Origin of the sequence: Pseudomonas sp. CH235, from assembly GCF_004368175.1 — a bacterium.
GTDB lineage: Bacteria > Pseudomonadota > Gammaproteobacteria > Pseudomonadales > Pseudomonadaceae > Aquipseudomonas > Aquipseudomonas paraglycinae.
Map to the genome: position 1 here is coordinate 33,291 of NZ_RRZJ01000019.1, position 23,508 is coordinate 56,798.

Sequence of the window (23,508 nt, forward strand, 5' to 3'; positions counted from 1 at the left end):
TCAAGAAAGAACAGCCTGCTGGCTCATCGCAGTCCCAGCGCCTACACTGCCGATCCGCCCAAGGAGCCCCGCCATGCTGATTGTTGCCGACGAAAATATCCCGCTGCTCGATGCCTTTTTTGCCGGTTTCGGTGAGATTCGCCGAGTACCGGGCCGTTCCATCGACCGGGCCACGGTCGAACAGGCCGATGTATTGCTGGTGCGCTCGGTGACCAACGTCAACCGCGCACTGCTTGAAGGCAGCAAGGTGCGTTTTGTCGGCACCTGCACCATCGGCACCGATCATCTGGATCTCGATTACTTCAATGAGGCCGGGATCACCTGGTCCAGCGCGCCCGGCTGCAATGCCCGGGGCGTGGTTGATTACGTACTCGGCAGTCTGATGACCCTGGCTGAAATCGAAGGTGTCGATTTGCGTGAGCGCACTTACGGTGTGATCGGCGCCGGTGAGGTCGGCGGTCGCCTGATCAAGGTGCTCAAAGGCCTGGGCTGGAACGTGAAAGTCTGCGATCCGCCACGTCAGGCGGTCGAGGGCGGCGACTATGTCAGTCTGGAGCAGGTCATCGCGCAGTGCGACGTGATCAGCCTGCACACCCCGCTGACCCGCAGCGGCGACGGCGCGACCTGGCATTTGTTCGACGAGCAGCGTTTGCAGCAGCTCAAGCCCGGCGCCTGGCTGATCAACGCGGCTCGCGGTCCGGTGGTGGATAACAACGCGTTGCGCGAAGTGCTGCTGGAGCGTGAAGACTTGCAAGCGGTGCTCGATGTCTGGGAGGCCGAGCCGCAAGTCGATGTCGCGCTGGCCGAACTCTGCGTGCTGGCAACGCCGCACATTGCCGGTTACAGCCTCGACGGCAAACAGCGCGGCACCGCGCAGATCTATCAGGCGTACTGCGAATTTATCGGTGAGCCCGCCAGCATTCAGCTCGGTGATCTGCTGCCGGCACCATGGTTGTCGGAAGTTTCCCTGCATGCCGACAGCGATCCGGCCTGGGCGCTGGCGATGTTGTGCCGTGGCGTGTACGACCCGCGCCGGGACGACGCGGATTTCCGTCGCACGCTGCTGGGCAGCGTCGGTGAGCAACGTGCCGCGTTTGATTTGCTGCGCAAACAGTATCCGTCGCGACGCGAGATCGAAGGTTTGAAGGTGCGGATCGACGGTGATTCGCCGGCCTTGCGCCAGATCGTGACCGCGTTGGGCGCTGTGGCCGTATAAACAGCGGGCAGAAAAAACCCGGCCTGCAGGGGCCGGGTCAGGAAGACGGTGGCGATATCACTCTTGTTCGGCAGGCTTGACCAATCGCTTCTCCAGTTCGCGGCAGGCGTCCTGGATCATGTCTTCAGTGATTGGCACTTCGCGCCCATCCTTATCGATGATCGAGCAACCCAGAGGTTGGCCGGGCTTGGTGCGGATCACTTCAATTCTGTCATCGCTGCTGTTTTGCAAGGACATGGCCTGTCTCCTCATCAGGTTGTGTGCCTAGATTAAAACCGTCAGGTGACCAGGCTGTGACAACTCCCTGCGGTCGGTCCGGAACGGCATCTCCACTCAAACAGAAATGACCGTCTGTCTCAACCCGGACCTTAGACCAATAGCATCTAGGGAGTAGTCGGACCGGTCATATTTAACCTGACTCATTGTGATTTACAGAGTTCCACCCCATTTGAGTCTGTAGGCTGGCCCTATCCATCAGCACACGACGTGAATCTGAATGATCCCGATGCTTTCCTCGCGCCACCGCCGGGCCTTGCGCCTGACCAGTCATTTCCTTGCTCCTTATCGCTGGCCGGCCTTCGGCGCACTGCTCGCGCTGATCGTCACGGCCGGCATTACCCTGTCGATGGGGCAGGGCATCAAGTTGCTGGTCGATCAAGGCTTCATGACCCAGTCGCCGCACCTGCTCAATCAATCCATAGGCCTGTTCATGCTTTTGGTATTCGGCCTGGCGGTCGGCACGTTTGCGCGGTTTTATCTGGTGTCGTGGATCGGTGAGCGCGTGGTGGCGGACATCCGTCGACAGGTATTCAACCATCTGGTGTACCTGCATCCCGGGTTTTACGAGGACAACCGCAGCTCGGAAATCCAGTCGCGGCTGACCGCTGACACCACGCTGCTGCAATCGGTGATCGGCTCGTCGCTGTCGCTGTTCCTGCGCAATTTGCTGATGGTCATCGGCGGGGTGGTGCTGCTGTTCATCACCAACCCCAAGCTCACCAGCATCGTGGTGATCGCACTACCGCTGGTAATTGCGCCGATCCTGATTTTCGGCCGCCGCGTGCGTAACCTCTCCCGGCTGAGTCAGGACCGGATCGCTGACATTGGCAGCTATGTTTCGGAGACTCTTGGCCAGATCAAGACCGTACAGGCCTACAACCATCAGGTGCAGGATGAAGAGCGTTTCGCCAGTACTGTCGAGCAGGCGTTCGAAACCGCGCGCAAACGGATTTTCCAGCGGGCCTGGCTGATCACGCTGGTGATCGTGCTGGTGCTCGGCGCCGTCGCGGTGATGTTGTGGGTTGGCGGCATGGACGTGATTGCCGGGCGGATTTCGGCGGGGGAACTGGCGGCGTTCGTGTTTTACAGCCTGATTGTTGGCAGTGCGTTCGGCACGTTGAGCGAAGTGATTGGCGAGTTGCAGCGAGCGGCCGGCGCCGCCGAGCGAATTGCGGAGCTGCTGCGGTCGGAGAACATTATTCAGCCACCGGCCACGGGACTAGTGACGCTGCCGGAACGGGTCAAAGGCGAGCTGGAACTGCAGGAAGTGCGTTTTTCCTACCCTTCGCGTCCCGAAAGCCTCGCCGTCGATGGCTTGAGTCTGACGATCAACGCCGGCGAAACCCTCGCGCTCGTAGGGCCGTCCGGCGCGGGCAAGTCCACGGTGTATGACTTGTTGCTGCGTTTCTACGATCCCCGGGAAGGACGGATCCTGATCGATGGCGTGCCGCTGACGAGCCTTGATCCGCTGGACCTGCGTCGTTGCTTCGCGTTGGTCTCGCAAACTCCGGCGCTGTTTTTCGGCAGTGTCGAAGAGAACATTCGCTACGGCTGCCCGACCGCCACGCTGGAGCAGGTGCGGGAAGCTGCGAAAATTGCCCACGCCCACGACTTCATCGAACAGATGCCCGACGGTTACCAGACCCACCTGGGCGACGGCGGCCTCGGCCTGTCAGGCGGCCAACGCCAGCGCCTGGCCATCGCCCGGGCGCTGTTGGTGGATGCACCGATCCTCTTGCTTGACGAAGCCACCAGCGCCCTCGACGCCCAGAGCGAACACCTGATCCAGCAAGCGCTGCCGAGCCTGATGCAAAACCGCACCACACTGGTCATTGCCCACCGCTTGGCCACGGTGAAAAACGCCGACCGGATCGCGGTGATGGATCAGGGCAAACTGGTGGCGATCGGCACGCATCAGGAGCTGATTGCGAGTAATCCGTTGTATGCGCGGTTGGCGGCGTTGCAGTTCAGTGATGGTCATCAGGCTTCGACCGACCAAGTAACCGATTAAGTAACCGACCCAGTAGAGCGCCATAAAAAATGCCCGCATCTCTCGATGCGGGCATTTTTGTTTACGTCGATCTATCGGCGAAACACGCCCCGATCACTGATCGTCGAAATACCGTTCATGCCAGTCCACCAGCGGTTGCGGCGAGTTGAGTTTCTGGCCGTAGATCACCGAGTAGGACAGCACGTTCTGTACGTACTGGCGGGTTTCGTCGAACGGGATGCTTTCCACCCACACGTCGAAGCTCAGGTGGTCGGCGCCACGCAGCCACTGGCGCACGCGGCCGGGGCCGGCGTTGTAGGCGGCGGAGGCGAGCACGCGGTTACCGTTGAACTGGCTGTGCACCTGGCTCAGGTAAGCGGCGCCGAGCTGGATGTTTTTATCCGGATCGAGCACCTGCTGTGGCGAGGCCAATGGAATGCTGAACTTGCGCGCGGTTTCCTTGGCGGTGCCGGGCATCAGTTGCATCAGGCCGCTGGCGCCGACGCTGGAGCGGGCGTCGTCCATGAATGCACTTTCCTGACGGGTGATGGCGAACACCCAGCTCGAATGCAGGCCGCGCACCTTGGCTTCGCGCACCAGAGTGTCGCGGTGGGCCATCGGGAAGCGGATGTCCAGATCATCCCAGTACTGCGCCTGACTGATGGTGCGGATCGCCGGGAAATACCATTTCAGGTCGTAGGCCAGTTTCGCCTGGGCGACCATTTCGTCGCGGCTGAAATGCCGGCTGACGTGATACCACTCGCGGCGGCCGTCGACGATCTGCCCACGGGCGTGGAACTCCAGCGCACGACGCACGCCTGGGGTGTTGCGCACCTTGTTGATCAGCGCCTGACTGAGCACCAGCGGCTTGTTGTTCAGCGAGTACGGCGATTGCGAGCGGTCGGCGGCGAGGAAGCCGTAGAAATCCCGCTCCCGCGATAGATTTTTGTACAGCGTCTGCGCTTCCGGGTTTTGCGGTTGTGCCAGTTCCAGACTGCGGGCCTGCCAGTAGCGCCAGCGGTTGGTGGTCGCCAGATCCTGCGGCAGACGGCGGGTCAGTTGATAGGCGTCGTCCCAGCGCGCCAGGCGCAGCAGCAGTCGCAGGCGCCATTCGGACACGGTGTTGTCGCGCAGTTCCGGGTCGTACTTGGTCATCACATCCAGCGCGCGGCTGTCGAAACGCCGAGCGAGGGTCAGGCCGATTTCCCGGGCGATCGCGACTTTTTCATCGCGGGAGAAATGCATGCTGCTGGCATAACCGTCGAGCAGGGCCATGGCCTTGTCCGGGTCTTGACGCGCGAGGCGGCGCAGGCCGAGGCTGACCACGTCCGACATCGGTTCATCGGCCGGCGTGAAGCGCGACGGCTGGTTGAGCAATTCCGGTTTCTGCGCCACGTCCACCAGCAGGCGGCCGCGCGGGGCGAGGGTGGTCAGGCCGTTGACCAGGCTGTTGGCCAGCGGATAGTTGCGGTGCTGGGCGGCGAGTTTGGCGCGTTCCCAGCGTTTCTGTTCGGTCAACTGACCTTCGGCGGCCCACATTCCGAACAGCGCATCGCAGGCGGCGGGCTGGGATTTACCGGTCAGCCACAGTTTCTCGGCGTTGGTGTAGCCCTCGGCCTTCTTGTTGTGGCTGATCTGGTACTGCGCGTTGAGGCAGTCCAGTTCGGTGAAATTCAGTTTGGGGTCGTAATACTTGACGAACGTCGCCCAGTCGCCGCGATCGGCCAGCCAGCGCAGCCAGCGCAGTTTCATCCAGTTGGCCTGGGGCAGGTCACCGTGTTCGGCGAGGAATTTTTCGATCTCCGCGTTGCTGGCGGTTTTCAGCCGGGCGGTCAGCTCGTCGTAGGCGAGGTACGGCTCCAGCGGATAATCGGCGAGGGCCTGGCTGTAACGGAAATACGGGCCGGTGTCGCCCTTGGCCAGGGCGCGCTTGGCTTCATCGTAATACTGGCGTTGGGTGGACAGGTCCACCGCCTGGGCGGATTGAACGGCAGCGGCGGAAAGCAGCAAACATGACAAAACACTGAAGAGGCGACTGCGCATGAGACATCCGGGCAGAGAAATCATGACAAGTGCCGGCCCAAAACCCGCACTGAATTGTCTGTAGCTTAGCCTTTTGCCAGCAGGCGGCGAAAGCTTTGCCGGCCTTGCAGCACAAGTTCGCAACAATTGTTGTGCAGAGTGCGTCAGCGGCGAAATTGCCGGCCTGCTCGGGCCCCGATTCAGGTAGAATGCGCGCCCGGTTTTTGGAGAAGCTCATGACCCTGCTCAAATTCAGCGATGTGTCCCTTGCATTCGGCGCGATGCCGTTGTTGGACAAGGTGTCCTGGCAGATCGCCCGTGGTGAGCGGGTGTGCATCATCGGCCGCAACGGCACTGGCAAATCCAGCATGATGAAACTGGTCAAGGGCGACCAGAAGCCTGATGACGGCTCGGTGTGGCGTGCCCCCGGTCTGAAAATCGGTGAATTGCCACAGGAATTGCCGGTGGCCGACGAGCGGACAGTGTTCGACGTGGTTGCCGAAGGCCTCGACGGCGTCGGCGCCTTGCTCGCCGAATACCATCACCTGAGCCAGAACATCGTCACCGATGCCGATCTGGACAAGCTGATGCACGTTCAGCACGACCTCGAAGCCCGCGATGGCTGGCGCTTGCAGACCCTGGTCGACAGCACCCTGAGCCGCCTGCAATTGCCGGCCGACAAGACCCTCGCCGAACTGTCCGGCGGCTGGCGTCGTCGTGTGCTGCTGGCGCAGGCGCTGGTGTCCGAGCCGGATCTGCTGCTGCTCGACGAACCGACCAACCACCTGGACATCGGTGCGATTGCCTGGCTTGAAGAAGCGCTGAAGGATTTCCAGGGCGCCGTGCTGTTCATCACGCACGACCGTTCCTTCCTGCAAAACCTTGCCACCCGCATCCTCGAACTGGATCGGGGTGGCCTGATCGACTGGAACGGCGACTACGCCAGTTTCCTCGTTCATAAAGAAGCCGCACTGGCGGCCGAAGAAACCGCCAACGCGCTGTTCGACAAGCGTCTGGCCCAGGAAGAAGTGTGGATTCGCCAGGGCATCAAGGCCCGCCGCACCCGTAACGAAGGCCGCGTACGTGCGCTGAAAGCATTGCGCGTGGAGCGCAGCGAGCGTCGTGAGCGCACCGGCAAGGCCAACATCCAGCTGGAAACAGCGGAGAAGTCCGGCAAGCAGGTGATGGTGCTGGATAACGTGAGCTTCGCGCATCCGGGCGGCCCGTTCCTGATCCGCGACTTCTCCATGGTGTTGCAACGCGGCGACCGGATCGGCCTGCTCGGCGCCAACGGTACCGGCAAGACCACCCTGCTGAAACTGATGCTCAGCGGTCTGCAACCGACCAGCGGCAAAGTGGAAGAGGGCACCAAGATCGACGTGGCCTACTTCGACCAGTTGCGTCATCAGCTGGATCTGGAAAAGACCGTGATCGACAACGTCGCCGAAGGTCGCGACTTCATCGATATCGACGGCCAGAGCCGCCACGTGCTGAGCTACCTCGGCGACTTCCTGTTCAGCCCGCAGCGTGCCCGCACGCCGGTGAAGGCGTTGTCCGGTGGCGAGCGTGCGCGTCTGTTGCTGGCCAAATTGTTCAGCAAGCCGGCGAACCTGCTGGTACTCGACGAACCCACCAACGACCTCGACGTGGAAACCCTCGAGCTGCTCGAAGAAGTGCTGCTGACCTTCAACGGCACGGTGCTGATGGTCAGCCACGATCGGGCATTCCTCGACAACGTGGTGACCAGCACTCTGGTCTTCGAAGGCGAAGGCAAGGTCCGCGAATACGTCGGTGGCTATCAGGACTGGATCCGTCAGGGCGGCTCGCCGCGTCTGCTGGGCGTGACCGAAAGCAAGTCCGGCAAGGCCGACCTGAACTCGGCAGTGGTCACTGCCGAACCGGCTCCGGTTGCCGCGCCGGTTGCTGCGGCACCGGCTGCGAAGAAGAAGTTGAGCTACAAGCTTCAGCGCGAGCTGGAAGCGCTGCCGGGCGACATCGACGCTAAAGAACAGCAGATTGCTGCTGTCGAGGCTGAAATGGCCGAGGCCGGCTTCTATCAGCGTCCGCCGGCCGAGACGGCCAAGGTGATCGCTTCTCTGGAGCAGTTGCAGGCCGAGCTGGATGCACTGGTGGAGCGTTGGGCCGAACTGGACACCTGATTGTTTCAATGTATGAAAAAGCCCGGCGTCCAGTGATGGGCGTCGGGCTTTTTTAGCTTTTCACAAGTGCCTGGGATCAGCGCTTGACCAGATGCACCGCCAGCACATCGCACGGTGCGCCGTGCAGCACGTCGTTGGCGGTCGAGCCCAGCAACAGCGCCAGACCATGCCGGCCATGGCTGCCGACCACGATCAGGTCGCATTGCTGTTCCTTGGCGAAATGGTGGATTTCCTGACGCGGCTGGCCGTAGGTCAGGTGGCAGTTGGCGCCTTCGAGCTCGGTGTACTTGTGCTTCAGGCGTTCAAGGCGTTCCTTGGCCTGATCGAATTGCTGTTGTTGCAGTTGTGACAGATCCATCGGTACGTCACCGCCGAAGGCCATGGCCATCGGTTCGACGATATGCACCAGCGACAGCTTGGCGCCATTGCTCACCGACAGCTCTCGGGCGCGGTGGATCACAGGGTCGCACTCTTCGGTCAGATCTACGGCGACCAGGATATGGTGGTAGGGCATGAGGTGCTCCTCGTGAGGGATCAATATTGTTAAGTATGGCTGGTTTCAAGCGCATTGGTTCCAAAGTGACGCAATGGGCTCATGACAAAACGGGAGTAGAGATATGACGGTCTGGCTGGTGGTGTCAATCCTGCTGGTGGTGTTGAGTCCGCTGGCGTGGTTGCGTCCGTCACGTGCACAGAGTGGCCGGATAGCCTTGCGCACCGAGGCCCGGCGCATCGGTCTGGCCATGCAGCTGGCGCCTCAGGAGTGGCCGCACTGGATGTCTCAGGAGCCGCCAAACCCGTGCGCGCAATACCATCGGCCACGCCGTGGCAAGCAGCCGGCGTGCTGGACGTATTGGCAGAAATCCCCGGGGGTTTGGGTGAATCAATGGCAGGAAGTTTGTGAGGATCCACTGCTGCTGAATCATTTCGAGAAATTGCCGGGCAACGTTTTCAAAGTCGAGGCGGACAAGCAGATGATCGCTCTCTATTGGGGCGAGAAGGGCGATGCGTCGGTTTTGCTGGAGATTGATGCCACGCTGAAAGCGCTGGCATGACTTGCGGACTTTTCGCGCTGCAACGGTGCGAAACGTCCGGCAGACGCGCAATAAAAAGCCCGACATGATTCATCGGGCGGGGTTGGCCAGGCAGGCCGGAAATTCTTTTTGGCGTTGAACCGACGTCATCCGGTCAGCAAATCTGCGCCTGTTTTCCTTCGTAGTCCAGCCAGCGTAGCCTGTTAAACAAGGCTTGCGGCGAATTAGGGCGACTTTTCTAACTATTAATCTTATGAATGCCCTCACATGCAAGCGTGTGTGGCCGGGCTGCGTCCTACAGAAATGACCGCAAAGTCGAATTTCAACCCGTATTTAGGGCGATTGACAATTGTCGGAAATTCCGTGAAGGTGGCGTACCCAAATCAAACGGGCGTATGAATTGAGCGTTTGTATTGCAGACTGCTCCTACAGAATCCCGACTATCGCGTTGGCGGGTGTGCCGGGTGGATGAGTGTCAGCATCGACGAAAAAACGTCCTGCCGAGCCATTTGCCTGCGTCCGACGTGTACTGTTCAGCTTCCATATCGTGGAGATCAGTTGATGATTTACGAAGGTAAAGCCATCACGGTTAAAGCTCTTGAAAGTGGCATCGTCGAATTGAAATTCGACCTCAAGGGTGAGTCCGTCAACAAGTTCAACCGTCTTACCCTGAACGAACTGCGTCAGGCCGTAGACACCATCAAGGCAGATGCTTCGATCAAGGGCGTGATCGTCAGCAGTGGCAAGGACGTGTTCATCGTCGGCGCCGACATCACCGAATTTGTCGACAACTTCAAGCTGCCGGATGCCGAGCTGGTTGCTGGCAATCTCGAAGCCAACAAGATCTTCAGCGATTTCGAAGACCTCAACGTTCCGACCGTTGCCGCGATCAACGGCATCGCCCTGGGCGGCGGTCTGGAAATGTGCCTGGCAGCGGACTACCGCGTCATGTCGACCAAGGCCAAGATCGGTCTGCCGGAAGTCAAACTGGGCATCTACCCGGGCTTCGGCGGTACCGTGCGTCTGCCGCGCCTGATCGGTGCCGACAACGCCATCGAGTGGATCGCCGCCGGCAAGGAAAACCGTCCTGAAGACGCGCTGAAAGTCGGCGCCGTCGATGCCGTGGTTGCCCCTGAACAACTGCAGGATGCCGCCCTTGAGCTGATCAAGCGCGCCGTCTCCGGCGAGTTCGACTACAAGGCCAAGCGCCAGCCTAAGCTGGAAAAGCTCAAGCTGAACGCCATTGAACAAATGATGGCTTTCGAAACCGCCAAAGGTTTCGTGGCTGGCCAGGCCGGCCCGAACTACCCGGCCCCGGTTGAAGCGATCAAGACCATCCAGAAAGCCGCGAACTTCGGTCGTGACAAGGCGCTGGAAGTCGAAGCCGCAGGTTTCGTGAAACTGGCCAAGACCTCTGCCGCGCAGAGCTTGATCGGTCTGTTCCTGAACGATCAGGAACTGAAGAAAAAGGCCAAGGCCTATGACGAAATCGCCAAAGACGTGAAGCAGGCTGCCGTACTGGGCGCCGGCATCATGGGTGGCGGTATCGCCTATCAGTCGGCTTCCAAAGGTACGCCGATCCTGATGAAGGACATCAACGAGCACGGCATCGAGCAAGGTCTGGCTGAAGCCGCCAAGCTGCTGGTCGGTCGCGTTGATAAAGGCCGCATGACCGCCGCGAAAATGGCTGAAGTGCTCAACGGCATTCGTCCTACGCTGTCCTACGGCGATTTCGGTCACGTCGACCTGGTCGTTGAGGCCGTGGTCGAGAACCCGAAAGTCAAGCAAGCCGTTCTGGCGGAAGTCGAAGACAAGGTCAAAGAGGACACCATCCTCGCGTCCAACACCTCGACCATTTCCATCAGCCTGCTGGCCAAGGCCCTCAAGCGTCCGGAAAACTTTGTCGGCATGCACTTCTTCAACCCGGTGCACATGATGCCGCTGGTGGAAGTGATCCGTGGCGAGAAGTCCAGCGAGCTGGCCATCGCCACCACCGTTGCCTACGCCAAGAAAATGGGCAAGAACCCGATCGTCGTCAACGACTGCCCGGGCTTCCTGGTCAACCGCGTACTGTTCCCGTACTTCGGCGGTTTCGCCAAACTGGTCAGCGCCGGTGTGGACTTCGTCCGTATCGACAAGATCATGGAAAAATTCGGCTGGCCGATGGGCCCGGCGTACCTGATGGACGTGGTCGGCATCGACACCGGCCACCACGGTCGCGACGTAATGGCTGAAGGCTTCCCGGACCGGATGAAGGACGACCGTCGTTCGGCCATCGACGTGCTTTACGAAGCCAAGCGTCTGGGTCAGAAGAACGGCAAGGGCTTCTATGCCTACGAGGCCGACAAGAAAGGCAAGCAGAAGAAAGTCGCCGATCCGTCGGTACTGGAAGTGCTCAAGCCGATCGTCTACGAGCAGCGCGAAGTCACTGACGAAGACATCATCAACTGGATGATGATCCCGCTGTGCCTGGAAACCGTGCGTTGCCTGGAAGACGGCATCGTCGAAACCGCCGCCGAAGCCGACATGGGTCTGGTCTACGGTATTGGTTTTCCTCCATTCCGTGGCGGTGCGCTGCGCTACATCGACTCGATCGGTGTTGCCGAGTTCGTTGCCCTGGCCGACCAGTACGCTGATTTGGGCGCGCTGTACCACCCGACCGCGAAGCTGCGCGAAATGGCCAAGAACGGCCAGAGCTTCTTCGGTTAAGCGCCCCCAACTAGAGTGAGAGTGAACTTATGAGCTTGAATCCTAGAGACGTCGTGATTGTCGACTTCGGTCGTACTCCGATGGGCCGCTCCAAGGGCGGCATGCACCGCAACACCCGCGCCGAAGACATGTCGGCGCACCTGATCAGCAAACTGCTGGAACGCAACACCAAGGTCGATCCTGCCGAAGTCGAGGACGTGATCTGGGGCTGTGTGAACCAGACCCTGGAACAAGGCTGGAACATCGCGCGCATGGCGTCGCTGATGACCCAGATCCCGCACACCTCGGCCGGCCAGACCGTCAGCCGTCTGTGCGGCTCGTCGATGAGCGCGCTGCACACTGCTGCGCAAGCGATCATGACCGGTAACGGTGACGTGTTCGTGGTTGGCGGCGTCGAGCATATGGGTCACGTAAGCATGATGCACGGTGTCGATCCGAACCCGCACATGTCCCTGTACGCGGCGAAAGCCTCGGGCATGATGGGCCTGACCGCTGAAATGCTGGGCAAAATGCACGGCATCACTCGCGAACAGCAGGACGCCTTTGGCGTGCGTTCCCACCAGTTGGCCCACAAGGCGACTGTGGAAGGCAAGTTCAAGGACGAAATCATCCCGATGCAGGGTTACGACGAGAACGGTTTCCTGAAAACCTTCGACTACGACGAAACCATTCGTCCGGAAACCACCCTGGAAAGTCTGGCGGCTCTGAAGCCGGCGTTCAATCCAAAGGGCGGCACCGTAACGGCCGGTACTTCGTCGCAGATCACCGATGGTGCTTCGTGCATGATCGTGATGTCGGCACAGCGTGCGCAAGACCTGGGCATCCAGCCTCTGGCCGTGATTCGCTCGATGGCGGTAGCGGGTGTGGACCCGGCCATCATGGGCTATGGTCCGGTACCGGCTACTCAGAAAGCACTGAAACGTGCCGGCCTGGGTATCAACGATATCGACTACTTCGAGCTCAATGAAGCGTTCGCCGCACAGGCCCTGCCAGTGCTGAAAGACCTGAAAGTGCTCGACAAGATGAATGAGAAGGTTAACCTGCACGGCGGCGCGATCGCCCTGGGTCACCCGTTCGGTTGCTCCGGTGCCCGTATTTCCGGCACTTTGCTGAACGTGATGAAGCAGAATGGCGGCACCTTCGGGGTGGCCACCATGTGCATTGGCCTCGGCCAAGGCATCTCCACCGTCTTCGAACGCGTTTAAGCGTCTCGTCGATGGAAGCCGGGGCCAAGTGCCCCGGTTTTTGTTTTTGCGGATTTATTTTTGTTTTTATTTTGAAAAAATTTGAGTGAGGGCCGAAGCATGCCGATACAACCTGGGCTCTACCAACATTACAAAGGTCCGCAGTACCGCGTATTCAGTGTTGCGCGGCATTCCGAGACCGAAGAAGAAGTGGTCTTTTACCAAGCCCTGTATGGCGATTACGGCTTTTGGGTGCGTCCCTTGAGCATGTTCCTGGAGTCCGTCGAGGTTGACGGGGAGCAGGTCCCACGCTTTGCTTTGGTGCAAGCCGAACCGAGCCTTTTTTCGAAGCCGTAAGGCGAGTGCGCGCAAAACCCTGCGCTTGACCTCACCTTGTAGCCACTATATATAGCGGTGCCGCGTCAGGCGCCAACCGCCTTTCACTTCTAGAATTCAGGAATTTTCTGATCCATGGGCAAATCGCTGGTCATTGTGGAATCCCCGGCTAAGGCCAAGACCATCAACAAGTATCTGGGCAACCAATACGTGGTGAAGTCGAGTATCGGCCATATCCGAGACCTGCCCACCAGCGGTTCGGCTAGCGCCAGCAAGGAGCCTGCCGCCAAGCGCGGCAAGGCTGCTGCGGGCGAAGCGCCAGCGCTGTCGCCGAAAGAGAAGGCGCGCAAGCAGTTGGTCTCGCGCATGGGTGTCGATCCCGAGCATGGCTGGAAAGCCAAGTACGAGATCCTCCCGGGCAAGGAAAAGGTCATCGAAGAGCTGCGCCGGCTCGCCAAGGATGCTGACACCATCTATCTCGCAACCGACTTGGATCGCGAGGGGGAAGCCATTGCCTGGCACCTGCGCGAAGCCATCGGTGGTGACGACAGCCGCTACAAGCGCGTGGTGTTCAACGAAATCACCAAGAAGGCGATTCAGGAAGCCTTCTCGGAGCCGGGCGAACTCGACATTGATCGAGTGAACGCGCAGCAGGCCCGTCGTTTCCTCGACCGCGTCGTCGGCTACATGGTCTCGCCGCTGCTGTGGGCCAAGATCGCTCGTGGCCTGTCTGCCGGTCGCGTGCAATCGGTTGCCGTGAAACTGGTGGTGGAGCGTGAGCGTGAGATTCGTGCGTTCAACCCGGAAGAGTACTGGGAAGTGCATGCCGATCTCGGCACCGCCAAAGGTTCGACCGTGCGTTTCGAAGTGGCTCGCGAGAAAGGCGAAGCCTTCAAACCACTGAACGAAGCGCAGGCCACGGCCGCGCTGGAGAAGCTAAAATCCTCCAGCTACAGCATCGTCAAGCGTGAAGACAAGCCGACCAGCAGCAAGCCGTCGGCACCGTTCATCACCTCCACGCTGCAACAGGCCGCGAGCAACCGCCTGGGCTTCGGTGTGAAGAAAACCATGATGATGGCCCAGCGTCTCTACGAAGCCGGCTACATCACTTATATGCGTACCGACTCGACCAACCTCTCGGCTGATGCCGTGGCGATGGCGCGCGATTACATCGAAACCGAATTCGGCAAGAAGTACCTGCCAGAGTCGCCGAACGTCTACAGCAGCAAGGAAGGCGCACAAGAGGCTCACGAAGCGATTCGTCCGTCTGACGCCAACACCACGCCAGCCAAGCTGGCCGGCATGGAGCGCGACGCTGAGCGCCTCTACGAGCTGATCTGGCGCCAGTTCCTGGCTTGCCAAATGCTGCCGGCGCAATACCTGTCGACCACCGTCAGCGTCGCTGCCGGCGACTTCGAGCTGCGCGCCAAGGGTCGCATTCTGAAGTTCGACGGTTACACCCGCGTGCTGCCGCAAATCACCAAGCCTGGCGATGACGACGTTTTGCCCGACATGGCGCAGGGCGACGTGATGAAGCTGATCAAGCTCGATCCGTCCCAGCACTTCACCAAGCCGCCGGCCCGTTATTCGGAAGCCAGCCTGGTGAAGGAAATGGAAAAGCGCGGCATCGGTCGTCCTTCGACCTACGCAGCGATCATCTCGACCATTCAGGATCGCGGCTACGTGACCCTGCACAACCGTCGTTTCTATTCGGAAAAGATGGGCGACATCGTTACCGAGCGTCTGTCGGAAAGCTTCTCGAATCTCATGGACTACGGCTTCACCGCCGGCATGGAAGAGAATCTCGATGACGTGGCTCAGGGCGAGCGCGACTGGAAAAACGTGCTGGACGAGTTCTACGGCGACTTCAAGAAAAAACTCGAAGTGGCGGAGAATCCGGAAGCCGGCATGCGTGCCAACCAGCCGGTGATGACCGATATTCCATGCACCACTTGCGGCCGTCCAATGCAGATCCGTACTGCATCGACCGGCGTGTTCCTCGGCTGCTCGGGCTACAGCCTGCCGCCGAAAGAGCGCTGCAAGGCCACCGTCAACCTGGTGCCGGGCGACGAAATCGCGGCGGATGACGAGGGTGAGTCGGAATCCCTGGTACTGCGCGGCAAGCATCGCTGCCCGATCTGCAGCACAGCGATGGACGCCTACCTGCTCGACGAGAAGCGCAAGCTGCACATCTGCGGTAACAACCCTGATTGCGCCGGCTACGAAATCGAAGAAGGCAGCTACCGCATCAAGGGCTACGAAGGTCCGAGCCTGGAATGCGACAAGTGCGGCAGCGAGATGCAGCTCAAGACCGGCCGTTTCGGCAAGTTCTTCGGTTGCACCAACCCGACGTGCAAGAACACCCGCAAGCTGCTGAAGAGCGGTGATGCGGCGCCGCCGAAGATGGATCCGGTGAAGATGCCTGAGCTGAAATGCGAGAAGGTCAACGACACCTACATCCTGCGTGACGGTGCGTCCGGCCTGTTCCTGGCGGCCAGTCAGTTCCCGAAAAACCGCGAGACCCGTGCTCCGCTGGTGATCGAGATTCTGCCGCACAAGGACGAGATCGATCCGAAGTATCACTTCCTGTGTGAAGCGCCGCAGAAGGATCCGGATGGTCTGCCAGCCGTGATCCGCTACAGCCGCAAGACCAAGGAGCAATACGTTCAGACCGAAGTCGACGGCAAGCCGACAGGCTGGAAAGCGTTCTTTGACGGTGGCAAGTGGACGGTTGAAGACAAGCGTCCGGCGAAAGCCAAGGCTTGAGCAGGCGTTGATCTGAAGGTGTCCTGACTGGGTATCTTCAACACAAAAGGCCGCATGACAACCTTCGGGTTTTCATGCGGCCTTTTTGTTTAATGCTTGCGGTCGGATCGGCTGATCCATGACACTGTCCGGCCTGTGTGAAGCAATTATTTCGTTGTGGAGAGTGCCGACATGGCCCACGAGCTCTATACCCGTACCAATCAGAAGATCTATTTCGCGGGTTTGTCGCTGGAAGCGCTGGCCAGGGCCGAAGAGGGGCGGGCGATGAATTCGCTGGCGCTGATTCAGGCCGGGCGCGAATCCGCACTGTTTCATCTCTACGGTGCGTTGTTGGGGCTGTGTCATGAAATCGCCGGCTTCTACCGTCTGCCGCAAGCCAATGCGTCGCGGGCGGAAGCCTTGCTGACCCGCGAAGTGCTGGAGTCGATTGCCATTCCAGAGCTGGCGGAAATGATTGAGCTGGCAGGCAACCCGGAGACTTGGCTGGCTAAATTGCTGGCTGCGCACTCGGCGCTGTTTCAGCCACCACGGGTGCCACACAAACCGAAGGGCGATGTGACGCAGCCGTTGATTCAGACCGTGAATCTGGATGAAGAAGAGGTGGTTGAAGAGCTGAGCCGCCAAGAGCTCGAGAGCTGGCGGCAGAACCTCAAAGGGCTGGCGATTCGCTTCCGTGAAGGCTTGAACGAGTGCTGAGGAACTTTGGACTGGCGGCGACGAGAGGCGTGCTGCTGGTCAAGATCCCGAGCGAAGCCTGAATGATGTCTATATAATCCCTGCCTTTCGTGGAGAACAGACCTATATGCCAACGTCCTTTCTAGAAATTGTCGAGCTACCAGACGGCCGAATCGAACTGCGCAGAGCCGAGGACGAGGGTTCTCTGGTGACTCTGGATTTCTCCGAGGATGCCAAGGCGTTTCTGCAGGGCCAGCACGTTGAAATTGCCAAGGCGATGTTGAGCGTCGGCGTGCAAATGGCGGGGCGTATGGTTGAAGGCGAATTCGATAAGGATGAGGGGCCGCGGGTTCTTCATTGATCCGCTGTCTGTCAGTTACTGCTCCAGATCGGCTTCTCTATCCCTGGAGAAGCCCTGCGCTTTACATGGCGCGCATTGTTGCTGAATCACCCCAAACGAATGTTCAGGCTTTGAGCGTCCCCGGTGCGGGCGGCGCTGATCAGCTGTTGCCGTGACCCTGCGCTCAGTGTGTTCAGCCACGTGACGACCGTGTGGCTGCGGCCCAGGCGTAATGCTTCGCAGGCCAGTTGCTGGGCGCTTTGAGCGCCGCGCGGTTGTAACAGCAGGATGCGTTCGCGATTCAATCCTGCGTCCCGTAGCCAGGTCTGGGTCAGGCTGGCAGGCGGTGCAATCAGGGTCAGCCAGCGTGCGTCCTGATCCTCGCTCAGTTCGCGAAGAATCGGTGCCAGCAGGCTCAGGCAGTTCCCGGTCGCGCCGCGCAGTGACAGCTCGCTGAACGCTTCAGGTTCGGTATTCCACGGACGCTCGACGACATCTTTGAGGATGGGGGCGAGGGGCTGCGCCAGAAATGCCTCGAACAACGGCAGTTGTGTTTGCTGAGGTACGTGTGGGAACTGCATAAAGCCTCCTTTAGCGGCGGATGACGCCGACACTCAAGCCTTCGATCACCAGTTCCTGGTCTTTCAGGTTGACTTCGATAGGGGCGAACTCGGGGTTTTCGGCAATCAGCCAGACTTTGCTGCCGTCACGCTTGAAGCGTTTGACGGTAACTTCGTCGCCGATCCGCGCAACCACGATCTGACCGTTGCGCGCCTCGCGGGTGGTGTGAACCGCCAGCAGGTCGCCGTCGAAAATGCCGATGTCCTTCATGCTCATGCCGTGGACGCGCAACAGATAGTCGGCGCGTGGATGGAAGAAGGCGGGGTTGATGTTGCAGGACTCTTCGATGTGCTGCTGGGCGAGAATCGGCGCGCCGGCAGCCACTCGACCGATGATCGGCAGGGTGGATTCGTCGACCTTGGCTTCGAAGCCTGGGATGCGAATGCCGCGAGAGGCACCGGGAGTCATCTCGATTGCGCCTTTGCGAGCGAGCGCCTTGAGGTGCTCTTCGGCCGCGTTGGGCGATTTGAAACCCAGTTCCTGAGCGATTTCCGCACGGGTCGGCGGGTAGCCGTTGTCTTCGAGGCAGCGTTTGATAAAGGCCAGAATCTCGGCTTGGCGTGGCGTCAGCTTAAGCATATTGATCGCTCTGTCTTTTTATACAGTGACTGGGATTATATACAGTGAAGCAGTCTTGGCAATGATCGTTTTTTGCCATGCCGCCGGACGGTCAGTGACGACGCTGATTAATGTGGCGTCCTTGTTGTGGTTAAATAACTGACCGACCATTCCCAAAACGAACTGGCAGGCTTGACAAGGCATAGGCTGAAACGTATGTTTCAAACAAGTGTTTGTCAGGCGGAGTAGCCATGGCCCAGTCGGAAACCGTTGAACGCATTCTTGATGCTGCAGAACAGCTGTTCGCGGAAAAAGGTTTCGCTGAAACCTCATTGCGTCTGATCACCAGCAAGGCAGGGGTCAACCTCGCTGCGGTGAACTATCACTTCGGCTCGAAGAAGGCGCTGATCCAGGCGGTTTTCTCGCGCTTCCTCGGTCCGTTCTGCATCAGCCTCGACAAAGAGCTGGAGCGCCGCCAGGCCAAGCCAGAGAACAAGCCTTCGCTCGAAGAGCTGCTGGAAATCCTCGTCGAGCAAGCGCTGGTGGTTCAGCCACGCAGCGGCAACGATCTGTCGATTTTCATGCGCCTGCTCGGTCTGGCATTCAGTCAGAGCCAGGGCCACTTGCGCCGTTATCTGGAAGACATGTACGGCAAGGTGTTCCGTCGCTACATGCTCTTGGTGAACGAAGCCGCCCCGCGAATTCCTCCGATCGAACTGTTCTGGCGCGTGCACTTCATGCTCGGTGCCGCAGCATTCAGCATGTCGGGTATCAAAGCCCTGCGCGCGATTGCCGAAACCGACTTCGGCGTCAACACCTCCATTGAGCAGGTGATGCGTCTGATGGTGCCGTTTCTGGCTGCCGGCATGCGTGCCGAAACCGGCGTCACCGACACGGCCATGGCCACCGCGCAGTTGCGACCACGCAGCAAGTCCGCACCGGCACCTGCCAAGGTTTAACCGTCCATGGGTGGGCGCGGCAGCTGACATCCGCTAAGCTAGCCGCCCATGTCGACTCTCGTTCTGAACCCGTTTCTCATTGAAATCACCGACCCGCCGGGCAATGCCTCAGGTGGTGATTTCGTGGGCGACGGGTTTTTCGTTTTCAAGGAATCTCTATGACTGCTGGCCTGCAAGGCTCGTTGATGGTGGACGTCGCCGGTACCTGGCTGACGGCCGAAGATCGCCAATTGTTGCGCCAGCCCGAAGTGGGCGGCCTGATCATCTTTGCCCGCAACATCGAGCATCCGCGCCAGGTGCGCGAACTGAGTGCGGCGATCCGTGCCATTCGTCCGGACTTGCTGCTGGCGGTGGATCAGGAGGGCGGTCGCGTCCAGCGCCTACGTCAGGGCTTCGTCCGTTTGCCGGCCATGCGCGCCATTGCTGATAACCCGAACGCCGAGTATCTGGCCGAGCAGTGCGGCTGGATCATGGCCACCGAAGTGCTGGCGGTCGGCCTCGACCTGAGCTTCGCGCCGGTGCTGGATCTGGATTACCAGCGCAGCGCCGTCGTCGGCACCCGTTCGTTCGAAGGCGACCCGGAGCGCGCCGCGCTACTCGCCGGCAAATTCATCAAAGGCATGAACAGCGCCGGCATGGCCGCCACCGGCAAGCATTTCCCTGGCCATGGCTGGGCGGAAGCCGACTCCCACGTCGCAATCCCCAACGACGAGCGCAGCCTCGAAGAGATCCGCGCCAACGACCTCGTGCCGTTCGCCAGACTCAGCAAGCAACTGGCCGCCGTCATGCCGGCTCACGTGATTTATCCGCAAGTCGACGCACAGCCCGCCGGTTTCTCCCGGCGCTGGTTGCAGGACATCCTGCGCGGCGAGCTGCAGTTCGGCGGCGTTATCTTCAGCGATGACCTGTCGATGGCCGGCGCGCACGTGGTTGGCGACGCCGCCAGCCGTATCGAAGCGGCACTCAGTGCCGGTTGCGACATGGGCCTGGTGTGCAACGATCGCGCGGCCGCCGAACTGGCCCTGAGCGCCGCGCAGCGCATTAAGGTCAAGCCGTCGCCGCGTATCGCACGTATGCGCGGTCAGGCGTTCGCCAACACCCAATACCGTCAGGATCCGCGCTGGCTGACCGCTGTCGGCGCGCTCAAAGACGCTCAACTGATCGATTAAGGATTTTTCGTTATGACGGTTTACGCAATCATCGGCGGCACTGGCCTGACCCAGCTGGAAGGCCTGAGCATTCGTCAGTCGCTGGCGGTGGACACGCCTTATGGCGCGCCATCGGCCGAGGTTCAGATTGGTGAGTACGCCGGCAAGGAAGTGCTGTTCCTCGCTCGTCACGGTCACCCGCATCGCTTCCCGCCGCACAAGGTCAACTACCGCGCCAACCTGTGGGCGTTGAAGCAGGCCGGAGCCGAAGCGATCATCGCGGTCAACGCCGTGGGTGGGATTCATCCTGCAATGGGCACCGGACATTTCTGCGTGCCGCATCAGATCGTGGACTACACCAGCGGTCGCGAGCACACCTATTTCGCCGATGACCTGGAACATGTCACACACATCGACTTCAGCTTTCCCTACAGCGAACCGCTGCGTCAGCAACTGATTGCTGCATTGGCCGCTGAAGGTTGCGAGTACAGCGATCAGGGCGTTTACGCCTGCACACAGGGCCCGCGTCTGGAAACCGTGGCCGAGATCGTGCGTCTGGAGCGTGACGGCTGCGACATCGTCGGCATGACCGGCATGCCGGAAGCGGCGCTGGCCCGTGAGCTGGATCTGGATTACGCCTGCCTGTCTCTGGTGGTGAACCCGGCGGCGGGCAAGACCACTGAAGTGATCACCATGGCCGAGATCGAGCAGGCATTGCACGATGGCATGGGCAAGGTGAAGTCGACGCTGGCGCGCGTACTCAAGGGCTGATTCTGGCTCCGCAATGACTTGAATGAAAAGCGCTGAGGATCTCAGCGCTTTTCAAACTTGTCCGGCAACGGCGCAAACAGTGCCTCGATATCATCACTCTGCAGCTTCCAGTCCCCGGCCTTGCGCCCATCCAGCACGCCGGCCGCCAGGTCGGACTTTTCCTTCTGCAGAAGCTGAATTTTCTCCTCGACCGTGCCCCGGGCAATCATCTTGTAGACAAACACCGGCTTCTCCTGACCAATACGATACGCGCGGTCGGTTGCCTGATTCTCGGTCGCCGGGTTCCACCACGGGTCGTAGTGAATCACCGTGTCCGCTTCCGTCAGGTTCAGGCCCACACCGCCAGCTTTCAGGCTGATGAGAAAGATCTGACGCTTGCCGCTCTGGAATTCCTTCACAGGCGTTCGCCGATCCCGAGTCTGTCCCGTCAGCAGCGCATAGGCGACATTGCGTTTTTTCAGCTCGTCCTCGATCAGTGACAACATCGACGTGAACTGCGAGAACAGCAGAATCCGCCGGCCTTCCTCAAACAACTCCTCGAGCATTTCCATCAGGCTGTCGAGCTTGCCCGATGTGCTGCCGCGAGCGGGCAGGGTGGCGTCGTTGACCAGGCGCAAGTCGCAGCAGACCTGCCGCAGCTTGAGCAGCGCCTCGAGGATGATGATCTGGCTGCGGGCCACGCCTTTGCGGGTGATCTCGTCGCGAACCTTTTTATCCATGGCCAGGCGCATGGTTTCGTACACGTCGCGCTGGGCTTCGTTGAGCTCGACCCAATGAATGATTTCGGTTTTCGGCGGCAGCTCGGTCGCAACCTGCTCCTTGGTGCGGCGCAGCAGGAACGGTTTGATCCGACCGTTGAGGTGCTGAAGTCTGACTTCGCTCGCGCGCTTTTCGATCGGCACGCGGTAATCGGCGTTGAAGCTTTTGACGTCGCCGAGCCAGCCGGGCAGCAGGAAGTGAAACAGCGACCACAGTTCGCCCAGGTGATTTTCCAGTGGCGTCCCGCTCAGGCACAGGCGCTGGCGTGCATTGAGTTCACGGGCAGCCTGGGCGGCTTTGCTGTTCGGGTTCTTGATGTACTGCGCTTCGTCGAGCACCAGTACGTGCAGCGGCTGCTGGGCCAGACGCTCGACATCCTTGGGCAGCAGCGCATAGGTCGTGAGGATCAGGTCGTAGTCGGCCAGATGCTCGAAATGCTTTTTACGGCTGGCACCGTACAGCGCGACAACCTTGAGCTGTGGCGTGAAGTGCGCCGCTTCGTCGAGCCAGTTGGGAATCAGGCTGGTGGGCATTACCACCATGCACGGCCGATCCAGACGCCCGGCGTTCTTTTCGCTGAGAATATGCGCCAGTGTCTGTAGGGTTTTGCCCAGGCCCATGTCGTCCGCGAGAATCCCGCCGACTTCAAGTTGTCGCAGCGACTGCATCCAGCTCAAGCCTTCGAGCTGATAAGGACGCAGCGTCGCATTCAACCCCTTCGGTGCTTTGGCACTGTAATCGCGGATATCACGCAAGCGCTGGGCGAAGCTGCGAATCTGCTCGCCACCCTCCCACAGCAGCGGAATACCTTCCAGCGAATTCAGGCGCGTGGCGTCGGCCTTGCTCAGGCGCAGGGTGGTTTCGCCCGGCTCCTGCAGATAGAACTCGCCAAGGGTCGCCAGTACCGGTTTCAGCCGGCCGAGGGGCAGGGCGACTTGCAACGGTCCGTGCTCGCTGTTGCGTTGCGGGATGTTCACCAGAATCAGCTCATCGTCGCGACGGCGGGCGAGACGTTCCGGATTAAGTATTTCCGTGTGCGAGCGCATCAGGTTGAGCAGGATCGGCAGCAGGCTCAGGCGCTCACCGTTGACGATGATCCCCAGCTCCAGATCGAACCAGTCGCGTTCCGGCGTCTGCTCGACAGTGGCGTACCAGTCGTCGACGGCGGTCAGGTCGAAACCGAATTCATCGTCGACCAACAGCTCCCAGCCTTGGGTGCGCAGTTTCGGCAGATCGTTGAGGGTGAACGTCAGCCAGGCGCTGTCGTTGACCATCTCGTAGAGTTCGCCGGCGCTTTCCGGCAGGGCCTTGCTCTGCCGGGTGGCGATGCGGAAGCCGAGAATTCGCAGCTGCTCGCGGTAGCTTTGTTCGACGTCCGGGTGGCGTTTGACCCGCAAGGTCTGGGCTTCCTGGCGAATCAGAATGTCGCTGTTCTTCTGGCCGCTGACGTATTCGTCGAGATAGCTGAAGGACAGCGCCGCACGGTGCTGGATGTAGCGCTGCATCTTGCCGTTGCGCGGTTCGAACGCGCTGAATTCGACGCTGGCCAGCCACAGGCGCGGTACCGGTTGCACATTGTCCACCAGCACTTGCGGTGGCGCCTTCGGGCTGCGGTTTTCCAGGACGGCCTGGAGTTTTTCCAGCAGTTCGGCGTCTTTGGCGGCGGCGGGGTATTCGAGGGTTTCCTGCACTTGCAGCAATACCGCCGCACAGTGTTTGCAGTTGCTGTGGACTGGGCAGGTGCAGGTGGCGTCGACCATCAGCAGCGTGCCTTTGGCTGACTCGCGCAGATGAATCGTCTGACGGTAGACGTTACCGCCAGAGCCTTCGCAGCTGGCGGTAATGGTCGCGTCGCCGACCTGTACGAATCGCACCCGGTTTTCCAGCGCGTAGCGGCGGCCACGTTCCAGGCTTTGTTCCTTGAATCGGCTGACCCAGGAGGAGGCCAGCGGTTTACTCAGTGGCGGGGGCATAAGGACTTC

At 60.2% G+C, this 23,508-nt stretch carries 19 protein-coding genes; 13 read left to right on the top strand and 6 right to left on the bottom strand.

Going from position 1 to position 23,508, the window contains the following annotated elements:
- Window positions 1–73 precede the first annotated feature (73 nt).
- Window positions 74–1,216 (top strand): 4-phosphoerythronate dehydrogenase PdxB, encoded by a 1,143-nt coding sequence (gene pdxB / locus EIY71_RS19075; RefSeq protein ID WP_134022728.1) that lies wholly within the window; start codon window positions 74–76, stop codon window positions 1,214–1,216.
- Between the two features lie 57 nt (window positions 1,217–1,273).
- On the opposite strand, the gene EIY71_RS19080 is transcribed toward pdxB, so the two are convergent.
- Complete coding sequence (locus EIY71_RS19080) at window positions 1,274–1,453, bottom strand: PA1571 family protein (protein ID WP_085748338.1); 180 nt, start codon at window positions 1,451–1,453, stop codon at window positions 1,274–1,276.
- A 259-nt stretch (window positions 1,454–1,712) separates the two neighbouring features.
- Between EIY71_RS19080 and EIY71_RS19085 the strand changes: the two genes are divergently transcribed.
- A complete protein-coding gene (locus EIY71_RS19085; RefSeq protein ID WP_166673437.1) occupies window positions 1,713–3,506 on the top strand; it encodes an ABC transporter transmembrane domain-containing protein in 1,794 nt (597 codons plus the stop codon).
- A gap of 93 nt (window positions 3,507–3,599) precedes the next feature.
- Here the strand turns inward: EIY71_RS19085 and EIY71_RS19090 are convergent, their stop codons facing one another.
- A complete protein-coding gene (locus EIY71_RS19090; RefSeq protein ID WP_134022730.1) occupies window positions 3,600–5,528 on the bottom strand; it encodes a transglycosylase SLT domain-containing protein in 1,929 nt (642 codons plus the stop codon).
- 215 nt (window positions 5,529–5,743) lie between these two features.
- On the opposite strand from EIY71_RS19090, the gene EIY71_RS19100 reads away from it, so the two are divergent.
- Window positions 5,744–7,666 carry an ATP-binding cassette domain-containing protein gene (locus EIY71_RS19100; protein ID WP_102718167.1) on the top strand — a complete coding sequence of 641 codons (1,923 nt, stop codon included), beginning with the start codon at window positions 5,744–5,746 and terminating at the stop codon, window positions 7,664–7,666.
- Window positions 7,667–7,742: 76 nt separating this feature from the next.
- On the opposite strand, the gene EIY71_RS19105 is transcribed toward EIY71_RS19100, so the two are convergent.
- Window positions 7,743–8,180, bottom strand: a complete 438-nt coding sequence (locus EIY71_RS19105) for a universal stress protein (RefSeq protein ID WP_011335197.1) — start codon at window positions 8,178–8,180, stop codon at window positions 7,743–7,745.
- Between the two features lie 103 nt (window positions 8,181–8,283).
- Here EIY71_RS19105 and EIY71_RS19110 point away from each other — a divergent pair, with 103 nt between their 5' ends.
- The 7 genes from EIY71_RS19110 to EIY71_RS19145 all read left to right on the top strand — a co-directional run bounded on the left by EIY71_RS19110 (window position 8,284) and on the right by EIY71_RS19145 (window position 16,731).
- Window positions 8,284–8,721 carry a hypothetical protein gene (locus EIY71_RS19110; protein ID WP_102688103.1) on the top strand — a complete coding sequence of 146 codons (438 nt, stop codon included), beginning with the start codon at window positions 8,284–8,286 and terminating at the stop codon, window positions 8,719–8,721.
- Between the two features lie 540 nt (window positions 8,722–9,261).
- On the top strand, window positions 9,262–11,409 hold the full coding sequence (gene fadB, locus EIY71_RS19120; RefSeq protein WP_134022732.1) for a fatty acid oxidation complex subunit alpha FadB: 2,148 nt from the start codon (window positions 9,262–9,264) through the stop codon (window positions 11,407–11,409).
- Between the two features lie 29 nt (window positions 11,410–11,438).
- The gene (gene fadA / locus EIY71_RS19125) at window positions 11,439–12,614 is read left to right on the top strand and encodes an acetyl-CoA C-acyltransferase FadA (RefSeq protein WP_134022733.1); all 1,176 of its coding nucleotides are present in this window, start codon (window positions 11,439–11,441) and stop codon (window positions 12,612–12,614) included.
- A gap of 99 nt (window positions 12,615–12,713) precedes the next feature.
- A complete protein-coding gene (locus tag EIY71_RS19130) occupies window positions 12,714–12,950 on the top strand; it encodes a DUF1653 domain-containing protein (protein ID WP_007953059.1) in 237 nt (78 codons plus the stop codon).
- Between the two features lie 114 nt (window positions 12,951–13,064).
- Window positions 13,065–15,695: a type I DNA topoisomerase gene (gene topA, locus EIY71_RS19135; protein ID WP_007953057.1), complete on the top strand. Its 2,631-nt coding sequence runs from the start codon at window positions 13,065–13,067 to the stop codon at window positions 15,693–15,695.
- Between the two features lie 171 nt (window positions 15,696–15,866).
- A complete protein-coding gene (locus tag EIY71_RS19140; RefSeq protein WP_134022735.1) occupies window positions 15,867–16,391 on the top strand; it encodes a DUF6586 family protein in 525 nt (174 codons plus the stop codon).
- Between the two features lie 106 nt (window positions 16,392–16,497).
- Window positions 16,498–16,731 (top strand): hypothetical protein, encoded by a 234-nt coding sequence (locus EIY71_RS19145; protein ID WP_007953047.1) that lies wholly within the window; start codon window positions 16,498–16,500, stop codon window positions 16,729–16,731.
- Window positions 16,732–16,817: 86 nt separating this feature from the next.
- On the opposite strand, the gene sulA is transcribed toward EIY71_RS19145, so the two are convergent.
- Together sulA and lexA are read right to left on the bottom strand one after the other, a co-directional pair.
- On the bottom strand, window positions 16,818–17,291 hold the full coding sequence (gene sulA / locus EIY71_RS19150) for an SOS-induced cell division inhibitor SulA (RefSeq protein ID WP_085748343.1): 474 nt from the start codon (window positions 17,289–17,291) through the stop codon (window positions 16,818–16,820).
- Between the two features lie 10 nt (window positions 17,292–17,301).
- Window positions 17,302–17,910: a transcriptional repressor LexA gene (lexA, locus tag EIY71_RS19155; RefSeq protein ID WP_007953044.1), complete on the bottom strand. Its 609-nt coding sequence runs from the start codon at window positions 17,908–17,910 to the stop codon at window positions 17,302–17,304.
- Between the two features lie 230 nt (window positions 17,911–18,140).
- On the opposite strand from lexA, the gene EIY71_RS19160 reads away from it, so the two are divergent.
- From EIY71_RS19160 to EIY71_RS19170, 3 genes are all read left to right on the top strand, one after another.
- A complete protein-coding gene (locus EIY71_RS19160) occupies window positions 18,141–18,848 on the top strand; it encodes a TetR/AcrR family transcriptional regulator (protein ID WP_007953037.1) in 708 nt (235 codons plus the stop codon).
- Window positions 18,849–19,006: 158 nt separating this feature from the next.
- Window positions 19,007–20,017: a beta-N-acetylhexosaminidase gene (gene nagZ, locus EIY71_RS19165; protein WP_134022737.1), complete on the top strand. Its 1,011-nt coding sequence runs from the start codon at window positions 19,007–19,009 to the stop codon at window positions 20,015–20,017.
- A 12-nt stretch (window positions 20,018–20,029) separates the two neighbouring features.
- The gene (locus EIY71_RS19170; RefSeq protein WP_007953033.1) at window positions 20,030–20,767 is read left to right on the top strand and encodes an S-methyl-5'-thioinosine phosphorylase; all 738 of its coding nucleotides are present in this window, start codon (window positions 20,030–20,032) and stop codon (window positions 20,765–20,767) included.
- A 41-nt stretch (window positions 20,768–20,808) separates the two neighbouring features.
- Here EIY71_RS19170 and EIY71_RS19175 read toward each other — a convergent pair whose 3' ends face one another.
- Window positions 20,809–23,499, bottom strand: coding sequence for a DEAD/DEAH box helicase (locus EIY71_RS19175; protein ID WP_134022739.1), 2,691 nt, complete (start codon window positions 23,497–23,499; stop codon window positions 20,809–20,811).
- Between the last annotated feature and the right edge of the window lie 9 nt (window positions 23,500–23,508).

What these genes read in the sequence shown, in the direction of transcription:
- EIY71_RS19160 (WP_007953037.1), top strand. Translation starts at nt 18,141, where the DNA reads ATGGCCCAGTCGGAAACCGTTGAACGCATTCTTGATGCTGCAGAACAG.
- EIY71_RS19090 (WP_134022730.1), bottom strand. Translation starts at nt 5,528, where the DNA reads ATGCGCAGTCGCCTCTTCAGTGTTTTGTCATGTTTGCTGCTTTCCGCC.
- nagZ (WP_134022737.1), top strand. Translation starts at nt 19,007, where the DNA reads ATGACTGCTGGCCTGCAAGGCTCGTTGATGGTGGACGTCGCCGGTACC.
- fadA (WP_134022733.1), top strand. Translation starts at nt 11,439, where the DNA reads ATGAGCTTGAATCCTAGAGACGTCGTGATTGTCGACTTCGGTCGTACT.
- EIY71_RS19170 (WP_007953033.1), top strand. Translation starts at nt 20,030, where the DNA reads ATGACGGTTTACGCAATCATCGGCGGCACTGGCCTGACCCAGCTGGAA.
- lexA (WP_007953044.1), bottom strand. Translation starts at nt 17,910, where the DNA reads ATGCTTAAGCTGACGCCACGCCAAGCCGAGATTCTGGCCTTTATCAAA.
- EIY71_RS19130 (WP_007953059.1), top strand. Translation starts at nt 12,714, where the DNA reads ATGCCGATACAACCTGGGCTCTACCAACATTACAAAGGTCCGCAGTAC.
- sulA (WP_085748343.1), bottom strand. Translation starts at nt 17,291, where the DNA reads ATGCAGTTCCCACACGTACCTCAGCAAACACAACTGCCGTTGTTCGAG.
- EIY71_RS19175 (WP_134022739.1), bottom strand. Translation starts at nt 23,499, where the DNA reads ATGCCCCCGCCACTGAGTAAACCGCTGGCCTCCTCCTGGGTCAGCCGA.
- pdxB (WP_134022728.1), top strand. Translation starts at nt 74, where the DNA reads ATGCTGATTGTTGCCGACGAAAATATCCCGCTGCTCGATGCCTTTTTT.
- EIY71_RS19145 (WP_007953047.1), top strand. Translation starts at nt 16,498, where the DNA reads ATGCCAACGTCCTTTCTAGAAATTGTCGAGCTACCAGACGGCCGAATC.
- fadB (WP_134022732.1), top strand. Translation starts at nt 9,262, where the DNA reads ATGATTTACGAAGGTAAAGCCATCACGGTTAAAGCTCTTGAAAGTGGC.
- EIY71_RS19100 (WP_102718167.1), top strand. Translation starts at nt 5,744, where the DNA reads ATGACCCTGCTCAAATTCAGCGATGTGTCCCTTGCATTCGGCGCGATG.
- EIY71_RS19140 (WP_134022735.1), top strand. Translation starts at nt 15,867, where the DNA reads ATGGCCCACGAGCTCTATACCCGTACCAATCAGAAGATCTATTTCGCG.
- topA (WP_007953057.1), top strand. Translation starts at nt 13,065, where the DNA reads ATGGGCAAATCGCTGGTCATTGTGGAATCCCCGGCTAAGGCCAAGACC.
- EIY71_RS19110 (WP_102688103.1), top strand. Translation starts at nt 8,284, where the DNA reads ATGACGGTCTGGCTGGTGGTGTCAATCCTGCTGGTGGTGTTGAGTCCG.
- EIY71_RS19105 (WP_011335197.1), bottom strand. Translation starts at nt 8,180, where the DNA reads ATGCCCTACCACCATATCCTGGTCGCCGTAGATCTGACCGAAGAGTGC.
- EIY71_RS19080 (WP_085748338.1), bottom strand. Translation starts at nt 1,453, where the DNA reads ATGTCCTTGCAAAACAGCAGCGATGACAGAATTGAAGTGATCCGCACC.
- EIY71_RS19085 (WP_166673437.1), top strand. Translation starts at nt 1,713, where the DNA reads ATGATCCCGATGCTTTCCTCGCGCCACCGCCGGGCCTTGCGCCTGACC.